Origin of the sequence: Streptomyces sp. NPDC058457, from assembly GCF_042720695.1 — a bacterium.
GTDB lineage: Bacteria > Actinomycetota > Actinomycetes > Streptomycetales > Streptomycetaceae > Streptomyces.
The window spans coordinates 134,469-149,558 of the sequence record NZ_JBHXLU010000008.1; the positions used below are offsets into that span (position 1 = coordinate 134,469).

A 15,090-nucleotide genomic window follows, 5' to 3' on the forward strand; every position below is an offset into this window, starting at 1 on the left:
CGCCGGCTCCCCCTCGTACAGTGCGGTGGCCTGGCCGTTGGCTTGGCCGACGACCAGAAGAGGGGGCCGTTAGAGGTGGTTCGTCGGCTCCGGGTGCGTTGTGGTTACTCGCGCAGTTCCCCGCGCCCCCAAGAAGGGGTATTGGTGCTGGCGCTCGTTGCGCAGCACAAGGAGTGCGATGTCATCAGTCGGGCGGCCGTTGGTGTGGTGGAGCAGGGCGGTGAAGACCGTGCGGAGAATGGTCTGGGGGGAGACCGGGCGGTCCCGAACCGCGTCCCTGAGCGCTTCCGGCAGGGAGAAGAAGTGGCCCTTCGGGCTTCTCGCGTCCTCCGCGCCGTCCGTGTAGAGGACGAGTGACTCGCCGTCGAGCAACTGGCCGCAGTCGGTGGCGGTCAGATCCGTCGGCAGCGGGAAGGGCCCGAGGGGCGGTAGTGGATCGGCCGCTGACAGGGGCTCCACTCGCGCACCGCTCAGCACGTACGGCCATGGGTGGCCGCAGTTGATCGCCCGAAGCCCGCCGTCTCCCGCGATCTCCAGCAGCAGAACGGTGACGAACTCCTCGGCCACCGGGCTGTCGGGATCCTGGCCGCTGGACGGGTGCTCGGCCCTGGCTCGTTCTCGTAGGTGTCTGGCCAGGGCGCGGTCCAGGCGGCCGAGCACGCTGCCCAGTTCGGGTTCGTCGTGGGCGGCCTCGCGGAAGCTGCCGAGGACGGCGGCGACGGTACCGATGGCGGACAGTCCGTGCCCGCGTACGTCGCCCATCACGACCCGTACGCCGTGTTCGGTGGCGACGGCCTCGTAGAGGTCCCCGCCGATGCTCGCGCCCCGGTCGGCGGAGAGCTGGGCGGCGGCGACGCTCAGCCCGGCGAGCCGGGGTGGCAGCGGCCGCAGCAGCACGCTCTGCGCGGCGCCGGCGACCATGCGGGCCTGCCGCAACTCCCGGAGCAGGGCCCGGCGGACATGCAGTATCAGCCCGGTGCCGACCGCGAAGAACACGGCGCTGGTGACGATCCGCGCACCGAGCCCGGTCTGCTCGGCCAGCGGGCATCCGAATTTGTAGCCGACCGCGACGGCGCCCCACACCGTGGGCAGCCCCAGGGCGAGAGCACGGCGCCCGGGCCGTGAATTCGTCCGGGGCCGCCTGCTGCGGGGAACTCCGGCTTTGCTGCGGATCATGCCGATGGCCCCCATGTAGGCGCCTGACAGAACAGACGGACCGACCCCGAAAGGCCGGTCCGATTCTGTCGACGGCATGCCCCGAAAGGGCCATGTCTCGGATGGATCTCACCCAAATGAGTGACCACCAACGAGACACCCGCATTTATGCAGGTAGCAGTACATGTAAGCGCCCTCGCGGACGCGCCCGTTCAGGGGCGCTGGGGGTACCCCCGGCCGAAGGCTGGGGGAGGAACTGCGCGATCAGCCACGACGAAACCCGCACCCGGCCGAAACGCGCAGTCCCCACGACGCTAGCCGCGCAGCACCGCTCCCGTACGCTCCCCGGCAAGGGCGACAGCCGCATCGCGAGCAGCCGACGCCTCTTCGACGGTCAACGTCCGGTCACCCGCCCGGAACCGCAGCGCATACGCCAGCGACTTCTTCTCCTCGCCGAGCTGCGCAGCATTCTCGTACACGTCGAACAGCCGGATGGCCTCAAGGAGTTCACCGGCACCTTCACGCAGCGCCGCCTCGACCTCCGCCGCCGGCACCGGCTTGTCCACCACGAGGGCGACATCCTGCGTGGCCACCGGGAACGTCGAGATGCTCGGCGCCTGCGGAGTGCCGTCGCCGACCCGCTCCAGGGCGTCCAGGTTCAGCTCCATCGCGCAGGTGCGCGCGGGCAGCCCCAGGGCCTTGAGCACGCGCGGGTGCAGCTCACCGGCGTGGCCCACGACCTGCTCGGCGCCGTCGGCGACGACCACCAGATCGGCGCACCGGCCGGGATGCCACGGCCCGTACTGGCCCTTGCGGACGATCAGCTCGGCCCCGGCCTCACGCGCGACCGCGCGCCCCGCCTCGACCGCGTCGGCCCAGTCGGCCGGACGGCCCTTGCCCCACCAGCCGGCCTGCTCCCGGGCGCCCGCGAGGACGACGGCGACATGGCGCGGCTGTTCGGGCAGCACGGCGTTCAGCGCGGCGAGCTCCGCGTCGGTCGGACGCCGGTCGACCGGCAGGTGGCCGGCGACGCCCTGCTCCTCGCGCGGCAGGAAGACCAGGCCGGTCTCGAACAGCGCCAGGTCGTGCGCACCGCGCCCGTCGTTGCGGCGCAGCGCACCGAGCAGACCCGGCAGCAGCGAGGTGCGGAGCGCGGGCTCCTCGTCGTTGAGCGGGTTGGTGAGCCTGACGACACGGCGGGCCGGGTCGTCGGCCGCCAGACCGAGCTGGTCGAAGACCTGCTCGCCGACGAACGGGTAGTTCGGCGCCTCGACGTAGCCGGCCCCGGCCAGCGCGCGGCCCACCCGGCGGTGCAGGCGCTGCCGGTGGGTCAGGCCACGGCCGGCCGGCGGCTTGGGCAGCGTGGAGGGCAGGTTCTCGTAACCCTCCAGGCGGATGACCTCTTCGGCCAGGTCGTTCTGCTCAAGCAGGTCGGGCCGCCAGGACGGGACGGTGACAAGCAGCTCGTCCTGCCCGTAGACGTCGCAGCCGACCTCCTGGAGGCGGCGGACGACGATCTCCCGGCCGTACTCGACACCCGCGACCTGGTCGGGGTGGTTCGCCGGGACGGTGATGGTGTGCGGCGCGGACGGCGCGATGACCTCGGTGACACCCGCCTCGGCGGTGCCGCCGGCGAGCAGCACCAGCAGGTCGACGGTGCGCTGCGCGGCGGCGGCCGCGGCCTGCGGGTCGACCCCGCGCTCGAAGCGGCGGGAGGCCTCGGAGGACAGCTTGTGCCGGCGGGCGGTGCGCGCGATCGCGACGGCGTCGAAGTGGGCCGCCTCGATGACCACGTCGGTCGTGGCGTTCTCCACGTCCGCGTGGTCGGCGATCTCCGTGTTGGCGCCGCCCATGACGCCCGCGAGACCGATCGGGCCGCGGTCGTCGGTGATCACCAGGTCTTCGGCGTGCAGCTTCCGCTCGGTGCCGTCGAGGGTGACGATCCTCTCGCCCTCGGCCGCGCGGCGGACGCCGATGGTGCCCTGGACCAGGGAGCGGTCGTAGGCGTGCAGCGGCTGGCCGAGCTCCATCATCACGTAGTTGGTGACGTCGACGGCGAGCGAGATCGGACGCATGCCGACCTTCTGCAGGCGGCGCTGCAGCCAGATCGGGGAGCGGGCCTCGGGGCTCAGACCGGTGACGGTGCGCGCGGTGAAGCGGTCGCAGCCGAACGGGTCGGAGACCTGGACCGGGTAGCCGAAGGCGTTCGGTCCCGGCACGTCGAGAAGGGCCGGGTCGCGCAGCGGCAGGCCGTAGCCGATGGCGGTCTCGCGGGCCACGCCGCGGATGGACAGGCAGTCGCCGCGGTTGGCGGTGACGGCGATGTCCAGGACCTCGTCGACCAGCTCCAGGAGCTCGATGGCGTCCTTGCCGACCTCGGTCTCCGGCGGCAGCACGATGATGCCGTGGGTGCCGTCGTCGCCCATGCCCAGTTCGTCGCTGGAGCAGATCATGCCGTGGGAGGTCTTGCCGTACGTCTTGCGCGCGGCGATGGCGAAACCGCCGGGCAGCACCGCGCCCGGGAGCACGACCACGACCTTGTCGCCGACGGCGAAGTTGCGGGCGCCGCAGACGATCTCCTGGGGCTCACCCGTGCCGTTCGCCGTACCCACGTCGACGGTGCAGAACCGGATCGGCTTCTTGAAGCCGTCCAGCTCCTCGATGGTCAGTACCCGGCCGACGACCAGGGGGCCCTTGAGGCCGTCGCCGAGCTGCTCGACGGTCTCGACCTCCAGACCGGCCGAAATCAGCTTGGCCTGCACGTCGCGGCCGGTCTCGGTGGCCGGCAGGTCGACGTACTCCCGCAGCCAGGAAAGCGGGACCCGCATCAGATCTCCATCCCGAACGGCCGGGTGAACCGGACGTCACCCTCGACCATGTCTCGCATGTCCTCGACGTTGTGGCGGAACATCAGCATCCGCTCGATGCCGAACCCGAAGGCGAAGCCGCTGTACTTCTCCGGGTCGACGCCGCAGGCGATGAGCACCCGCGGGTTGACCATGCCGCAGCCGCCCAGCTCGATCCAGCCCTCGGAGGAGCAGGTACGGCAGGGCCGGTCGGGGTTGCCGACGGACTCGCCCTTGCAGACGTAGCAGAGCATGTCCATCTCGGCGGACGGCTCGGTGAAGGGGAAGAAGTTCGGCCGCAGCCGGGTCTTCATGCCCTCGCCGAACAGCGACTGGACCATGTGGTCCAGGGTGCCCTTGAGGTCCGACATGGTCAGGCCCTCGTCGACGGCGAGCAGCTCGACCTGGTGGAAGACCGGGGTGTGGGTGGCGTCCAGCTCGTCGGTGCGGTACACGCGGCCCGGGCAGATCACGTAGACCGGCAGCTCACGGTCGAGCAGCGAGCGGATCTGGACCGGCGAGGTGTGGGTGCGCAGCACGACCCCGGACTCGGTGCCGCCGGACCCGCCATTGGATGCGGTCTGCACGAAGAACGTGTCCGCCTCGCCGCGGGCCGGGTGGTCCGGGCCGATGTTGAGGGCGTCGAAGTTGAACCACTCGGCCTCGACCTGCGGACCCTCGGCGACCTCGTAGCCCATGGCCACGAAGATGTCCTCGATGCGGTCGGACAGCGTGGTCAGCGGGTGGCGGGCGCCGGCCGGGACGCGGTCGTACGGCAGCGTGAGGTCCACCGCCTCCTCGACCAGCACCCGGGCGTCGCGCTCGGCCTCCAGCTCCTCCTGTCGGCCCGCGAGGGCCTTGTTCACCGCGCCGCGGGCCTGGCCGACCAGCTTGCCGGCGGCGGCCTTGGCGTGCGGGGGCAGCGCGCCGATCTCGCGGTTGGCGAGGGCCAGCGGGGAGGCGCCGCCGGTGTGGGCGACCTTGGCCTCCTGGAGCGCGTCGAGGGAGTCCGCGGCGGCGAAGGCGGCGAGCGCCTCGTCCCGCATGCGCTCGATCTCTTCCGGTTTCAACGCCTCGACCTCGACAGGGTCGTACGACTTATTCGGTGCCGACATCTCTTCCCGTGCTTCCGATTGTCCCCCAGCTAACGCTGGGAGGTGCCCCCAGGCGGATGGTCCCCAAGACCGTTGATCGGCCATGTGGAGGACACAAAGGTGCCAAAGGCCGAGTCTAACGGGGTGGAGGTATTCGAAGAGCCCGTGGGCCGTCAGGCGAGATACGCCGGCGCGCTCACGGGCAACGTAAATCGGAACTCGGCGCCGCCGCCGGGGGCGCGTCCGACGGTGATGGTGCCGCCGTGGGCCTCGACGATGCCCTTGACGATGTACAGCCCGAGACCGGTGCCACCGCGCTTGCTGCCCCGCCAGAAGCGGGTGAAGACGCGGTTCATGGATTCCTCCGGGATGCCGGGCCCTTCGTCGCTCACCGTGACCGACGTGCCGACGTCCTCCCCTTCGCGCGGGGACGCCGTGGCCGTGATGTCGATGGTGACAGTTCCCTCGCCGTGCCGCACGGCGTTTTCGATGAGGTTGCTGAGGACCTGGTCGACCTTGTCCGGGTCGGCCCACAGCGCGGGCAGCGGCTGCTCGACGCGGAGCAGGAAGCGGTCGGCGGGCTGCCCGGCGGCGACGTACGCCTGGATGTGCCGTCCGACGGCGGCGCCTATGTCCACGGGTTGCCGACGCACTTCGAGCCGCCCGCTGTCGATCCTCGAAATGTCGAGCAGCTCGGCGATGAGCCGGGTGACCCGGTCGGCGTCCGCGTCGACCGTCTCCAGCATCAGCCGTTTCTGGTCGTCGGTGAACCGTTCCCATTTGGCGAGCAGGGTCGCCGTGAACCCCTTGACGGAGGTCAGGGGCGAGCGCAGCTCGTGCGCGACGGTGGCGATCAGCTCGGCGTGACTGCGTTCGGTACGGCGCCGGGCCTCGGTGTCCCGCAGCGATACGACGACTCGGCGGACGGGCCCGGTCGGCTCGGCCCGCACGTACCTGGCGGACACCAGCACCTCCCGGCCGCCGGGCAGCAGGAGGTTGCGCTCCGGCTGGCCGACCCGGATGGCGAGGCCGCCGTAGGGGTCGGTGAGCTGCCACCAGCGCCGCCCCTCCAGGTCCTCCAGAGGGAGGGCCTTCTCCAGGCGCCTGCCCAGGGCGTCGGCGGGGGCGGTGGCGGTGATGCGGGCCGCGGCGGCGTTGAAGCAGACGACGAGACCGTGCTCGTCGGCGATCACCAGGCCGTCGGGCAGTTCGTCGGGGTCGATGCCGAGCCCGGTGAGGGCGCCGTGCCGGGGTGCGGGTACGCGGCCGGTGCCGTGGCCCCCCGGCGCGTTGCTGGTGCCGACACTCATCCCCGTACTCCACCTCTCAGACGGCGCAGCAGGCCCCCGAGCTGGTCACCCTACTAGCTCTCGGTGACGGAACGGCACCCTCCGGAGGCGCGCTGTGCACGGGCCGATGCGTAGAGACATACGGCGGCGGCGGTGGCGAGGTTCAGGCTTTCGGCCTTCCCGTGGATCGGGACGCGCACGACGGCGTCCGCCAGCGCGCGGGTCTCCTCCGGGAGCCCCCAGGCCTCGTTCCCGAACACCCACGCCGTGGGCCCGCCCATGGTGCCCTTGTCAAGCTCGTCGTCGAGGTCGTCGGTCCCGGCCCCGTCGGCGGCGAGGATCCGCACGCCGACGCCCTTCAGCCCGGCCACGGCCTGCTCGACGGGCACGCCGACGGCGACGGGGAGGTGGAAGTGCGACCCGACGGAGGCCCGGACCGCCTTCGGGTTGTACAGGTCCACGGACGCGTCGGTCAGGACGACCGCCTCCGCCCCGGCGGCGTCGGCGCACCGCAGCACGGTGCCGGCGTTGCCGGGGTCGCGGACGTTGGCGAGGACGGCGACGAGCCGGGGGCGGGCGGCGAGGATCTCCTCGAAGGGGGTGTCGAGGAACCGGCACACACCGACCAGCCCCTGGGGGGTGACGGTGGTGGAGATGTCGGCGATGACGTCCTCGGAGGCGAGGTGGATCCGGGCGCCCGCGGTCCTGGCCTCTCCGATGATGTCGGTGTACCGCTCCGCGGCGTCCACGGTCGCGAACAGCTCGACGAGCGTGGGCACGTCACCGACCCGATGCCCGGCCGCCTCCCGCACGGCCTGCGGCCCCTCGGCAAGGAACAGCCGCTCCTTCCCCCGGAAGTTCCGCCGCTCCAGCCGCCGGGCAGCGGCGACACGGGCGGAGCGGGGAGAGATCAGCTCGGGGGTGGGCATCTTCGTTCTTCACCTTCAGCAAGAGGTTTCCCGCCGCAACGGCGAGCTACCACGACGTACCTTTTCGGCGGTGCCGAGCCCCGGGCTGGGGCAATGGTTTCACTTGCCCGCGTTTGCGGGGTGCCGCCGCGCCCACCCGTGCCGCCCTGCGGCACGCCTGCCCGCAGCTGGGTCAGCTGACAAAGCGCCCGCGGCTGTAGCGCCCCTTCAGGGGCGCGGGGAACTGCGCGACCAGCCCCCCACCGGCCCGCGGCCGAAGAAACAGGCTGCGGCAGCAACAGCAGGACCCGCAAGCCATTCAGCCTGCGGGTCCTTCAGTCACGTCGGCCTAGAGCCAGCGCAGCGTCACGCCGCCTTGGGGGCGTTGACATCCGACGGCAGCGCCTTCTGGGCCACCTCGACGAGCGCCGCGAAGGCGTTGGCGTCGTTGACGGCCAGCTCGGCCAGGATCTTGCGGTCGACCTCGACGTTCGCGGCCTTCAGACCCTGGATGAAGCGGTTGTAGGTGATGCCGTTGGCGCGGGCAGCGGCGTTGATGCGCTGGATCCACAGCTGACGGAAGTCACCCTTGCGCTTCTTGCGGTCGTTGTAGTTGTAGACCAGCGAGTGGGTGACCTGCTCCTTGGCCTTGCGGTACAGGCGCGAACGCTGACCGCGGTAGCCGGAGGCCGCCTCGAGGATCGCCCGGCGCTTCTTGTGGGCGTTGACTGCCCGCTTGACGCGTGCCACTTTTTACTCCTTGTAGCGGGGCCGCGGTTGGACTCACGCGGCCCGGAAACGACTTGGGTCCCGGTACTTCTGACTCAGGGCGCCGGCAGGCACCCGCGGGTCACTTGCCGAGAAGCTTCTTGATCTTCGCGGCGTCGCCCGGGGCCATCTCGGCGTTGCCGGTGAGGCGGCGCGTCACGCGGGACGACTTGTGCTCGAGCAGGTGGCGCTTGCCGGCACGCTCACGCAGGACCTTGCCGGAACCGGTGACCTTGAAGCGCTTGCTGGCACCGCTGTGCGTCTTGTTCTTCGGCATAGCGCCGTTATCTCCTCGTCGGTGGCGCTCCGGTGCCCGGTCGTGAAACCGGGCACGGTGGAACGTCGTTCTTGTATCGGTTACATCCTGGGACTCGCGCCCCTGGTGCTGACCTGGGGCGTTGACCCCGGGGTCACGCCTCGGCGGGCTCCTCGGCAGGCGCCTCGGCCTCGACCTCGGCAGCGTCGACCTCGTCGGCGTCGAGTTCCGCGGCGTTCTGCGAGCGGCCGGGGTTGGCCTTCGCATCCGCCTTGCGGGCCTCCTGCGCCTGCCGGGCCTCGGCCATGGCCTCGGTCTTCTTCTTGTGCGGACCGAGCACCATGATCATGTTCCGGCCGTCCTGCTTCGGGTTCGACTCGACGAAACCGAGGTCCTGGACGTCCTCCGCGAGACGCTGCAGCAGTCGGTAGCCCAGTTCGGGCCGGGACTGCTCGCGACCACGGAACATGATCGTGATCTTGACCTTGTCGCCCTGCTTGAGGAACCGGACGACGTGACCCTTCTTGGTGTCATAGTCGTGCGGGTCGATCTTCGGCCGGAGCTTCATTTCCTTGATGACCGTGTGCGCCTGGTTCTTGCGCGCCTCACGGGCCTTCATGGCCGACTCGTACTTGAACTTCCCGTAGTCCATGAGCTTGCAGACCGGCGGACGCGCGCTCGCCGCTACCTCAACCAGGTCGAGGTCGTACTCCTGCGCAAGCTCCAGCGCCTTGGCAAGCGGAACAATCCCGACCTGCTCGCCGCTGGGACCGACAAGTCGCACCTCGGGAACGCGAATCCGGTCGTTGATGCGGGGCTCGGTGCTGATGGATCCTCCTCGGTAGCACCACGCGGCGGTCTGGCGGACAGCCACGTAACGTCTGTTTTCGTAAGACCTAACCGCACCGAAGCAGAAAAAATGCCCCAGACGATCACAGGCGGGGCTCCTCGAACTACCGGAGCACCGCCGCGGGGATCGCGGGGCGCACTATCGGACGGATCGCCGTCGCCGTAGCGGCGAAGCAACCGTCTGACCGGTGACCTGCCGCCCGAGAGGGTGGTCAGGTGGGAGTTCGGAGCCTCCACTTGTGGGCCGGTTCAGCTAGCGGTGAGGCATACCTGTCCGGCCGGTCGTCACACAAGGCTAGCAGCAAAGCCGAGGCAGGGCTAATTGAGACGACCTGGGGCTAAGTAAGAGCCCCCTCCCCCCTGCGCCTATCGTGTGGGGCATGAGTGAGACGCCCCTTCCCGGCCCCGGTGACGCCGAGCAGCCCGACTTCGACGAGATGACCCGCGATATCGCCGAGGTCCCCGCGGTCGAGGTGATCGTGACGGTCGCCGTCAACCTGATGAGCGCCGCGGCCGTGAAGCTCGGTCTGACCGAGGAGGGCGACAAGTACAAGGACCTGGACGAGGCCCGCAAGCTGGTCACCGCCCTCGCCGGGCTGCTCGACGCGTCCGCGACCGAGATCAGCTCCTTCCACGCGGCCCCGCTGCGGGACGGCCTGAAGTCGCTGCAGCTGGCCTTCCGCGAGGCCTCGATCGTCCCGGACGAGCCGGGCCAGGGCCCCGGTGAGAAGTACACCGGACCGGTCTACGGCTAGTAGCTCAGCTCTCTCTTACGTACAAGGGCTCGCCCGGAGGCGTGGTCCCGGCCGGCAGCAGTGCCAGGTCGAGGCCGCGCACCAGGCGGGCCCTCAGTGTCTCGTCGGCGGCGAGCCGCTCGGCGACGGCCCTGGCGGCCTCGGCGGGCGGCGCGGCGGCCGGGTCGAGGACCAGCGCCAGCGTGCCGTCGGCGGAGCCGGGCCCGAGATGGGCGCGGAGCACGGCGGGCTCGGCGGCCACCGCGGCCCGGACGGCACCGACCACGGCCGGGTCGGCGAGCGGGTCACCGGTCGTACGCCCCTCGGCCAGGGCGAGCAGCGTGGCACCGGTCAGTTCGAACGGCACCGGCCCCGACAGGTCGAGGACCACCGTGTCCGCGTTCTCGTGCGCGGCCGCCTGGAGCGCCTGGTGCAGGGGAACGGCGACGGGCCGGGCCGCCGGGTCCCAGCGGGCCAGCGAGGCGGTGGAGGTGAAGGCCGGCAGCGCGGTGCGGTGGCCCGCCTTCAGGGTGGGGACGGCCATGTCGCTGGTCTTCTCGCGGCGCAGCCCGTTCTCGTCCTCCTCCACCTCGCCGAGGACGGCGACCACCGGAACCAGCAGCCGGGCGCCCTTCAGCGCCTCCAGAACCGGTCCGACGGCGCTGCGGTCCCCGGCCCAGGCGGCCAGCGCGGCGGTCAGCCGGGGGTCGGCGGAGCCGTCGTCGTCGGAGTAGCCGGAGTCGGGAATGTTCTTGTTCGCCACGGTCCCCGACCCTATCGGTGGGATGCTGCTGCGCTTGTGCGGCCCCCGAAACCCGTCCGACACGGGTTTCACCGGAATCTCAGATTTCCCTGACCTACTTCTAACGTCCAGCAAACGGCTCACACAGTCCCCGCCCCGAGCATCGCGGGCATGGAGTCCCCCAGAGCCACCTCAGGATCCCGCCGGGCCCGCCGCCGCGGCCGGCCCCGGCGCCGGGCCGTTCTCTACGTCTCCCTCGCCACGGTCGCCGTCGTCGGCGCCACCGCGGCGGGCACCGTGTACGTGAAGGCGCACGCGCGCGACAACGCCGTATCCTCGGCGGCGTCGCCGGCGCCGTCCTCCTCGGCCTCGGCCGCGGCGAGTGAGGAGGCATCGGTGGAACCCGTGACGGAGCCGGCCGTGGACCGGGACGCGCTGCTGAGTTCGGCGCTGGGCAAGGTGACCGTGCCGTCCGGGGCGAAGGTCTCGGCGGCCGTCCTCGATCTCGACTCCGGCGACAGCGCGGCCTACGGCGACTCGGCCTTCGACACCGCGAGCATCGTCAAGGTCGACATCCTCGCGACACTGCTGCTGCAGGCGCAGGACGCGGACCGGCATCTGACGGCGACGGAGAAGGCGTACGCCACGAAGATGATCGAGAACAGTGACAACACGTCGGCGTCGCAGCTGTGGGACATCATCGGCAAGGCGGCGGGCCTGGACGCCGCGAACAAGCGGTTCGGGCTGACGTCGACCGAGGGTGGCGACGGGGCGCTGTGGGGGCTGACGCAGACCACCGCCGCCGATCAACTCACCCTGCTCCAGCAGGTGTTCGGGGACGACTCGAAGCTGAGCGAGGCCTCGCAGGCGTACATCCAGGGGCTGATGAAGACGGTCGAGTCGGACCAGCGGTGGGGCGTCTCGGCCGCCGCCGACGGTTCGGAGTTCGCGCTGAAGAACGGGTGGCTGGCGCGCAGCACGACGGGGTTGTGGGACGTCAACAGCATCGGGCGGGTGACGGTGGACGGCACGGACTACCTGGTCGCCGTGCTGTCCAAGGGGACCGTGAGCCAGGCGAAGGGGATTTCGCTGATCGAGGCGGCTGCGAAGGCGGCGGTGGGCTCCTTCACCGAAGCCGATTCGTCCGCGTCGGCTTCGGCCTCGGCTTCGGCTTCGCAGTAGCGGGTCGGCGAGGGGGCTGCTCGTGCAGTTTCCCGTGCCCCCTGGGGCGCGCCACCCCGAGGGGGCGTTTCAGAGGGCGTCGTGGGAGTTGGCGCGCAGGGTGCCCGTACGGCTCAGAGCACGATGTCCACGTCGTACGTACGCAGCCAGTCGTCGAGTTGAAGCGTGGTCTCCAAGGCGGCCCGGCTCATTCCGTTCTCCAGTGCGGCGCCGCGCACGACGTCGGCCAGGCGTTCGCGGAGCGGGCGGCCTTCGTGAACCCAGGGGAAGGTGGGTGAGAAGACCGCGTCGGGGTCACGCTGCCAGCGGTACCCACCGAACACCTCGTCGCCGCACTCTCCCGAGAGGGCCACGGTGGAGTGCCCGCGCACGATGCCGAACAGCATGTGCAGCGAGGCGTGTTCGTCGCCCTTGGCGATCGGCAGATCGTATGCCTTCAGGACGGAGTCTCGGCCACAACAACGGAACGTCCGTCCACACCGATCCACACCTGCTCGGCACCGGCGCCTTCCGCTACGGCCATTCCGCCGAGGTGCGCGGCGTGATCGTCGCCGCCAGTTCCCGGAGCACCGATCAGGACCTGTACGAAGCCTCCCGCCTCGCCGCCGAACTCGTCGAGGAGATCGCCGCCCGCCACCACGAGTACGAGTGGCGCCACGGCGAGACCGACTGGCTCTCACCCGACGAGCAGCCCTCCGCCCTGTACAACGAGATGCTCGCCTGGTTCCCGGACCACGGAGACGACTGACGCGGGTCCTTTGGCGGCCCCTCAGGGAGTCGGCACGTTTCAGGTGTTCCTGCGCCGTTGCCGCCAGAGAACTCCCGCCGCCACCACCAGCACCCCGCCCGTGCCGCCGGCCAGCGGGGCTGCCCAGTCCGATGCGCTCGTGGCCTTCTCCTGCGGGTCCGGGCCGGAGCCGAAGTACTTCTTGCTGTACGACGCGGACGTCAGGTTCTGCGTCTTCAGGCCGGCCGCGGCCTTGATCGCCGCCGCCGGGTCGATCATGCCGAAGCCCCGGGAGTCGTCGCGGCCGCCGGCCGGGGCGTCACGGGCGGTGTCCTCCAGGAGTTTCTTGATCTGGGCCGGGGTGAGGCCCGGGTGGGCGGCCTTGACCAGGGCCACGGCGCCGGAGACGAAGGCGGAGGCGGCGCTGGTGCCCCAGCCCTCGTAGTACTTGTGGTCCGGGTCGGCGATGACGATGTCGACGCCGGGCGCGCTGACCGTGGCGTACCAGCGGCGGGTGGAGAAGTCGGCGCGGGTGCCGAACTTGTCCACCGCGGTGGCGGCGATGACGCCCGGGTAGGCCGCCGGGTAGGAGATGTGGTCGCCCTTGTCGCCGCCGTTGCCGGCCGAGGCGACGACCACCACGTCCTTCTTCAGGGCGTACTGGATCGCCTCGTCCTCGCTGGGCTCGGGGTGCGCGGAGTCGGAGTCGTCGCCGAGGGAGAGGTTGATGACGTCGGCACCGTGGTCGGCGGCCCACCGGATGCCCTCGGCGAGGGCGTTGCCCCGGGTGGAGCGGGCCTTGCCGCGAGCGCTGTCGCCGTCTTCGAGGATGACCCGGACGGGGAGGATCCTGGCCTCGGGCGCGACCCCCATCACGCCGTCGCCGTTCCCGACACCATGACCGTGACCGGCGATGATGCCGGCCATGGCGGTGCCGTGCCGGGCCCAGGTGCGGTCACCGGGCTCGGCACCGAAGCCGATCATGTCCTTGGCGGTCAGGACGTTGCCGACGAGGTCCGGGTGGTCGGCCTCGACGCCGGTGTCCAGGACGGCGACGGTGATGCCCTTGCCCTTGGTGGTCTGCCAGGCCTCGTCGAGGTGCAGGGCGGACAGGCCCCACTGCTGGGCGCGGATGCTGTCCGCGTACGCGGTCGTGGACGGCAGCAGGGCGAGCGAGCCGGCGAGCAGCAGGCTCACCGCGGCCCCGGTTGCGCGGCGCTTCATGAGGGCTTCTCCGTTGCCGGTCCTGCGATGTTCTGGCGCAGTCGCCGTTCGATCCGGTCGGCCAGGCCCTGCGCCTCGTTGCCGAGGCCGGCCTGGGCCGCGGCCGTGGTGGCACCGGACGTCTCGGCGTCGGCGGCGGGCTGCGGGGTGTCGACGGTGCGGCCGTCGGCCCAGCCGGAGACGGCGTAGGCGACGACCGGCGCGTCGGTGAGCACGGAGATCGTCCAGGAGGCGCGCTGGTGCGGCCCGAACCGCTCGGCGGCGGTGTTCTTCGCCGCGTACGGGCGGGGCAGCAGGTCGGTACGGCGGTCCAGCCGCTCGTCGGTGAACCGCTTGGCGAGGGCGGTCATCCCGGCCGAGTCGGCCTTCGTGAACAGCAGGCCGACGGTCGTCACATAGCTCTGGGTGGCATCGGTGTAGGTGGCGCGGATCAGGCGCTGGCAGCCGACGGGGGCGAGCGCCTTGCGCAGCAGCGGGTCGAAGGCGTCGGCGCAGCCGCCGGCCGGGGCGACGGCGATCCGGGTCCAGGTGCGGTCGGCTCCGCCAGGGCCGGCGCCGGTGCCCTGCACGGTGGGCGGGAACAGTTCGTCGACCGGCACGTTGTGCCAGAGACCGGAGGTGGTGCTGAAGCTGGTCGCCGCGGTCGTGTCACCGCCGTCGTCGGCGATCCAGCCCCCGGTCACCGCGCCGCCGATGAGTCCGAGGCCGAGCACCATGCAGGCGGCGGCAGCGGCGGTACGAGGCGCCACGCGACCGACCAACGACAGCCCCCGACCACGCTCGTCGTACCCCTCGGGCTCACCGAACGTCACAACGGGCCGCTCCCGGCCGGGAGTTCCCGCAGAGGCGCTCCAGGACATGGCGGGGTCCGGGGCGGGGCCGTGGGGGTGGGCCGGCGGGGCGGTGTCGCGGTAGGAAGGAGGAGCGGTCGCGGGACGCGGCGCGGTGCCGGAGTCCCGGTGGGCCGGAGCAGTCGAAGGCCGCGGCGGCGCTCCCGCCGCGGACCGTGCGGGAGCGTCGACGGCCGGGAACCCCGTACCGGTCGCCGACGAGGCCGCGGGACGCGCCTGGGCACCGCTGTGCGCAAGCCCCGTCGGACGCGGCGGGCCGGAGGGCGCCTGGGCACCGGGCCGGTGCGGCGCATCGGCCCCCGGGACCTTGCCGGGCTGTGCCGGAGGCTCGGCCGGACGCGGCGGAGCAGCGGGCCGCGGGACGCCCGTCGGACGCGAGGGAATGCCGGTCGCCACAGGTTCGGCCGGACGCGAGGCGGCACCGGATGCCGGAGGGCCGGCCGGACGCCGCGGTGTGCCGGTCGC

General features: G+C 71.5%; 15 protein-coding genes. 3 read left to right on the plus strand and 12 right to left on the minus strand.

Annotation, left to right across the window (positions count from 1 at the left end):
- Positions 1 to 69: 69 nt before the first annotated feature.
- The 8 genes from ACFWPS_RS09690 to infC all read right to left on the minus strand — a co-directional run bounded on the left by ACFWPS_RS09690 (position 70) and on the right by infC (position 9,190).
- Positions 70 to 1,176 (minus strand): PP2C family protein-serine/threonine phosphatase, encoded by a 1,107-nt coding sequence (locus ACFWPS_RS09690; protein ID WP_383702858.1) that lies wholly within the window; start codon positions 1,174 to 1,176, stop codon positions 70 to 72.
- A gap of 293 nt (positions 1,177 to 1,469) precedes the next feature.
- Positions 1,470 to 3,983, minus strand: coding sequence for a phenylalanine--tRNA ligase subunit beta (gene pheT, locus ACFWPS_RS09695; RefSeq protein WP_383702860.1), 2,514 nt, complete (start codon positions 3,981 to 3,983; stop codon positions 1,470 to 1,472).
- Positions 3,983 to 5,116 (minus strand): phenylalanine--tRNA ligase subunit alpha, encoded by a 1,134-nt coding sequence (gene pheS / locus ACFWPS_RS09700; RefSeq protein WP_383702862.1) that lies wholly within the window; start codon positions 5,114 to 5,116, stop codon positions 3,983 to 3,985. The genes pheT and pheS overlap by 1 nt, the downstream gene beginning before the upstream one ends.
- Before the next feature lie 152 nt (positions 5,117 to 5,268).
- The gene (locus ACFWPS_RS09705) at positions 5,269 to 6,405 is read right to left on the minus strand and encodes an ATP-binding protein (RefSeq protein ID WP_383702864.1); all 1,137 of its coding nucleotides are present in this window, start codon (positions 6,403 to 6,405) and stop codon (positions 5,269 to 5,271) included.
- Between the two features lie 53 nt (positions 6,406 to 6,458).
- A complete protein-coding gene (locus ACFWPS_RS09710; RefSeq protein WP_383702866.1) occupies positions 6,459 to 7,313 on the minus strand; it encodes a TrmH family RNA methyltransferase in 855 nt (284 codons plus the stop codon).
- A 345-nt stretch (positions 7,314 to 7,658) separates the two neighbouring features.
- Positions 7,659 to 8,042 carry a 50S ribosomal protein L20 gene (gene rplT / locus ACFWPS_RS09715; protein ID WP_020938960.1) on the minus strand — a complete coding sequence of 128 codons (384 nt, stop codon included), beginning with the start codon at positions 8,040 to 8,042 and terminating at the stop codon, positions 7,659 to 7,661.
- Between the two features lie 100 nt (positions 8,043 to 8,142).
- Complete coding sequence (gene rpmI, locus ACFWPS_RS09720; RefSeq protein ID WP_016576627.1) at positions 8,143 to 8,337, minus strand: 50S ribosomal protein L35; 195 nt, start codon at positions 8,335 to 8,337, stop codon at positions 8,143 to 8,145.
- 133 nt (positions 8,338 to 8,470) lie between these two features.
- Complete coding sequence (gene infC, locus ACFWPS_RS09725; protein ID WP_383702868.1) at positions 8,471 to 9,190, minus strand: translation initiation factor IF-3; 720 nt, start codon at positions 9,188 to 9,190, stop codon at positions 8,471 to 8,473.
- Between the two features lie 355 nt (positions 9,191 to 9,545).
- Here infC and ACFWPS_RS09730 point away from each other — a divergent pair, with 355 nt between their 5' ends.
- On the plus strand, positions 9,546 to 9,920 hold the full coding sequence (locus ACFWPS_RS09730) for a DUF1844 domain-containing protein (RefSeq protein WP_361291445.1): 375 nt from the start codon (positions 9,546 to 9,548) through the stop codon (positions 9,918 to 9,920).
- A gap of 4 nt (positions 9,921 to 9,924) precedes the next feature.
- Here ACFWPS_RS09730 and ACFWPS_RS09735 read toward each other — a convergent pair whose 3' ends face one another.
- A complete protein-coding gene (locus ACFWPS_RS09735; RefSeq protein WP_383702870.1) occupies positions 9,925 to 10,662 on the minus strand; it encodes an SseB family protein in 738 nt (245 codons plus the stop codon).
- 150 nt (positions 10,663 to 10,812) lie between these two features.
- On the opposite strand from ACFWPS_RS09735, the gene ACFWPS_RS09740 reads away from it, so the two are divergent.
- Positions 10,813 to 11,823: a serine hydrolase gene (locus ACFWPS_RS09740; protein WP_383702873.1), complete on the plus strand. Its 1,011-nt coding sequence runs from the start codon at positions 10,813 to 10,815 to the stop codon at positions 11,821 to 11,823.
- Between the two features lie 113 nt (positions 11,824 to 11,936).
- On the opposite strand, the gene ACFWPS_RS09745 is transcribed toward ACFWPS_RS09740, so the two are convergent.
- Positions 11,937 to 12,209 carry an asparagine synthase-related protein gene (locus ACFWPS_RS09745; protein ID WP_383702875.1) on the minus strand — a complete coding sequence of 91 codons (273 nt, stop codon included), beginning with the start codon at positions 12,207 to 12,209 and terminating at the stop codon, positions 11,937 to 11,939.
- A gap of 44 nt (positions 12,210 to 12,253) precedes the next feature.
- Between ACFWPS_RS09745 and ACFWPS_RS09750 the strand changes: the two genes are divergently transcribed.
- Entirely contained in the window at positions 12,254 to 12,571 is a 318-nt protein-coding gene (locus ACFWPS_RS09750; RefSeq protein ID WP_383702877.1) for a hypothetical protein, read from the plus strand.
- Between the two features lie 39 nt (positions 12,572 to 12,610).
- Here the strand turns inward: ACFWPS_RS09750 and mycP are convergent, their stop codons facing one another.
- Entirely contained in the window at positions 12,611 to 13,774 is a 1,164-nt protein-coding gene (gene mycP / locus ACFWPS_RS09755) for a type VII secretion-associated serine protease mycosin (RefSeq protein ID WP_383702879.1), read from the minus strand.
- Positions 13,771 to 14,586: a hypothetical protein gene (locus ACFWPS_RS09760; protein WP_383702881.1), complete on the minus strand. Its 816-nt coding sequence runs from the start codon at positions 14,584 to 14,586 to the stop codon at positions 13,771 to 13,773. The genes mycP and ACFWPS_RS09760 overlap by 4 nt, the downstream gene beginning before the upstream one ends.
- Positions 14,587 to 15,090: the final 504 nt, after the last annotated feature.

Coding starts and splice junctions, on each gene's coding strand:
- ACFWPS_RS09690 (WP_383702858.1), bottom strand. CDS start 1,176: ATGATCCGCAGCAAAGCCGGAGTTCCCCGCAGCAGGCGGCCCCGGACG.
- pheT (WP_383702860.1), bottom strand. CDS start 3,983: ATGCGGGTCCCGCTTTCCTGGCTGCGGGAGTACGTCGACCTGCCGGCC.
- pheS (WP_383702862.1), bottom strand. CDS start 5,116: ATGTCGGCACCGAATAAGTCGTACGACCCTGTCGAGGTCGAGGCGTTG.
- ACFWPS_RS09705 (WP_383702864.1), bottom strand. CDS start 6,405: ATGAGTGTCGGCACCAGCAACGCGCCGGGGGGCCACGGCACCGGCCGC.
- ACFWPS_RS09710 (WP_383702866.1), bottom strand. CDS start 7,313: ATGCCCACCCCCGAGCTGATCTCTCCCCGCTCCGCCCGTGTCGCCGCT.
- rpmI (WP_016576627.1), bottom strand. CDS start 8,337: ATGCCGAAGAACAAGACGCACAGCGGTGCCAGCAAGCGCTTCAAGGTC.
- ACFWPS_RS09730 (WP_361291445.1), top strand. CDS start 9,546: ATGAGTGAGACGCCCCTTCCCGGCCCCGGTGACGCCGAGCAGCCCGAC.
- ACFWPS_RS09740 (WP_383702873.1), top strand. CDS start 10,813: ATGGAGTCCCCCAGAGCCACCTCAGGATCCCGCCGGGCCCGCCGCCGC.
- ACFWPS_RS09745 (WP_383702875.1), bottom strand. CDS start 12,209: ATGCTGTTCGGCATCGTGCGCGGGCACTCCACCGTGGCCCTCTCGGGA.
- ACFWPS_RS09750 (WP_383702877.1), top strand. CDS start 12,254: ATGCCTTCAGGACGGAGTCTCGGCCACAACAACGGAACGTCCGTCCAC.
- mycP (WP_383702879.1), bottom strand. CDS start 13,774: ATGAAGCGCCGCGCAACCGGGGCCGCGGTGAGCCTGCTGCTCGCCGGC.